The organism is Vibrio sp. YT-16 (assembly GCF_033337405.1).
Lineage (GTDB): Bacteria > Pseudomonadota > Gammaproteobacteria > Enterobacterales > Vibrionaceae > Vibrio > Vibrio alginolyticus.
The window spans coordinates 1-2,805 of record NZ_JAWOQQ010000048.1 but is presented as its reverse complement, the minus strand read 5'-3'; the positions used below and the strand labels follow the sequence as shown (position 1 = coordinate 2,805).

Here is a 2,805-nt window from a genome sequence, read left to right as displayed (position 1 = left end):
CACCTCCGCAGCCATTTATTGGTGTGGTCTACAGAGGATTATGTCTTTTTAGAGGGGAAAATCCCTAGAACCCCTTAATGGGTTCCATTGATGGAAAGGCATTGTCAGAGATTGGAAGGCGTTCTAGGGCATCTGGCGATTATTGGGAGCAATTATTGGGTTTGGAAGATACGGCCAGGCTAATGCAAATCAGGATTTCAGATCTTAGGGAAGGTGCGATTTAATCAGTCATGACGATCCAGAGCCTGGATATCCTCCTTACGCGGCAAAGTAAGCACCCCAGTTTGGACAATATTTAATCTCCCCCATCAACTCAGGGTAAGCAAAATGTCACTGCTCCACTGATATTACAATGATTTTCACGACATCCCCGCCAGTTGTCCCGCCCGCACCAAATTGCACATTGCAAACAGCATTGAAAGCCGGTTGTGGTTCTTCATCAGTCCCCGTAATCGTGTTTTGCTGAAACCAAACTGGCACTTCAGTATCCGGAAAGGATGCTCAACCTTTGCCCTAATACCTGCTTTCACATATTCATCATGCAGCGCCTGCTTATTCAGCCGGGGATGCTGTCTGAGCTTTTTTACGGCATGAGGACCTTTGGCAATAAACCACTCTTTAACCCGATGTGTCAGAGAGTCCCGTTTTTCTGCCCCGCGATATCCGGCATCGGCGAAGACAATTGCTACCGGCTCCGTAATCAGGCTATCCGCCGCATTCAGGTCATGCACATTTGCCGCCGTGGTCACTACTTTTTCCGTCAAGCCTGTGGCCGCATCAACAGCAATATGAGCTTTCATACCAAAGTACCACTGATTTCCCTTGCGGGTCTGATGCATTTCAGGATCCCGTTGACCGGCTTTATTTTTTACGGAACAGGGAGCGGAAATAATGGTCGCATCGATAATGATGCCCTGACGTAACATCAGTCCGGCCTGCTTCAGTTTCTGGTTAATCAGTGCCAGTATCTGTTCTCCTGCATGATGTTTCTCCAGAAAATGGCGGAAATTCATGATGGTTGTGCGATCTGGCACCGTGTCACAGATCCCCGCAAATTGACGGAACGGCAGGACATCATGCAGGGCGTCTTCAGCCGCTCCGTCACTGAGGTCAAACCAGAGTTGCAGGCAGTGGATACGGAGCATAAGCACCAGGGGGAAAGGCCGTCGGCCGCGACGGGATGACGGATAGACGTGAAGCAGCTTATCAGCAATATCCTGCCACGGCACCAGAACATTCATACGGTCAAGAAAACGGGATTTACGGGAGGAATAGCTGGAAATGGCAGGCATTGTAAACAGCTCATGATAAAGAAAGCTTTATGTTCTCACATATGACGATTAAATCGCACCTTCCTTAGCAGATCGTCTTACTTTATTTATAACATCAAAAAATAAAACTAAAATATATACCTGTTCAGCTTAACTTATTATATACCTTCCTGATGAAGCCGGACGATATGTTTATACTGAACAGAAAGAATGCCAACCAGAATATTATCTTCTGTTATACATGGCGGTTTATTTATTGTTTAATTAAACATATTCAGGCATATTTCTATACCATCATGATGTTTTCACTGGTGTTACTACTGGTATTAATACTAATGTTAATACTACAGGTGCTTTTACAGCATTCTGGTATTGTTTAAAACGACTGTCGCAGCAGTCTTTCTGGTGTTGTAAATACTATTATTGTAAGTGCTATTACTATAAATACTATTATTGTTATAACTGCATCTGGTGTTGTTACTAACTTATTACTGTTATTGTTACTGCTTTCTTTATTACTATTGCTGTTCGTCTTTGCTTGTTTTTTCTTATTAAGGATATTACCAAACTACGGGAGCATTATCGTACAGTGATCCTGAACCATTCTGAAACGAGATTACACATCACGACGAAAAGATAAAAAAAAGCCACCATTCCTTCCGGATACAGTGGCTTAAATAAAGTATTAATTAACTTATTTCAGTATGTTATCACACATCATCTGAAGTGTATTAATAAACCTGGCTGCATGAAAGCCATCACAAACGGCATGATGTACCTGTACAGAAACAGGTAATAATACGCGGTTATCTTCCTGCTGAAACTTCGCCATAGTAAACACCGGAGCAAAATAATCATCATTACCGGTGATATTCAGGTTAAATCCGTCAAAACTCACCCAGGGTAATGATGATATATTCAGGTGGTTCTCTGGTAACGCTCCCTGCGGGAACAATGCAGTATTATGCTGATATTCTGCCATCACCGCATTATAGCCCGCCATAAATTCACTGATATCCGGACAATAACGGCAGAAGAGCGCAGAAAATGTTTCAGTCTCTTTATGAAAAACAGTAAATACAGGATCGGTCTGATCCCAGTAAATCAGTGCATTATCTTTCATTGCCATCCGGAACTCCGGAAACTGATTAACAACCCGGGAGATCAGATAAATCATCACCGGATAAAATTTATAATCCGTTTCCGCCAGTGCGGTACGCAAAGCTGTAATATCGAGTTTTGTGGTCAGGCTGAATCCGCATTTTATCTGCTGACGATAAAGAGCAAAATGTTCTCTGCGGTTCCAGGTGTTCAGATCAATTCTGGTAAAATTCATGTTTATTCCTTCTGATTAATAGCGAAAAATATTAATAATCAGAAGGCAGTCTGGTTGTCTCAATGGGCAGCATCCCGTCCTCCGTAAGCCGCTTGGTACAGAATAATGATATCAGATTCGGGGGCACTGTTGCAAATAGTCGGTGGTGATAAACTTATCATCCCCTTTTGCTGATGGAGCTGCACATGAACCCATTCA

General features: G+C 43.0%; 2 protein-coding genes. Both read right to left on the bottom strand.

All coding sequences use genetic code 11. From position 1 onward, the window contains the following. Positions 1–359: 359 nt before the first annotated feature. A complete protein-coding gene (locus R7F07_RS24525; protein WP_004235553.1) occupies positions 360–1,292 on the bottom strand; it encodes an IS5-like element ISKpn13 family transposase in 933 nt (310 codons plus the stop codon). 673 nt (positions 1,293–1,965) lie between these two features. Next, the gene (locus R7F07_RS24520; protein ID WP_011751353.1) at positions 1,966–2,607 is read right to left on the bottom strand and encodes a type A-2 chloramphenicol O-acetyltransferase CatII; all 642 of its coding nucleotides are present in this window, start codon (positions 2,605–2,607) and stop codon (positions 1,966–1,968) included. Positions 2,608–2,805 lie beyond the last annotated feature (198 nt).

Coding starts and splice junctions, on each gene's coding strand:
- R7F07_RS24520 (WP_011751353.1), bottom strand. CDS start 2,607: ATGAATTTTACCAGAATTGATCTGAACACCTGGAACCGCAGAGAACAT.
- R7F07_RS24525 (WP_004235553.1), bottom strand. CDS start 1,292: ATGCCTGCCATTTCCAGCTATTCCTCCCGTAAATCCCGTTTTCTTGAC.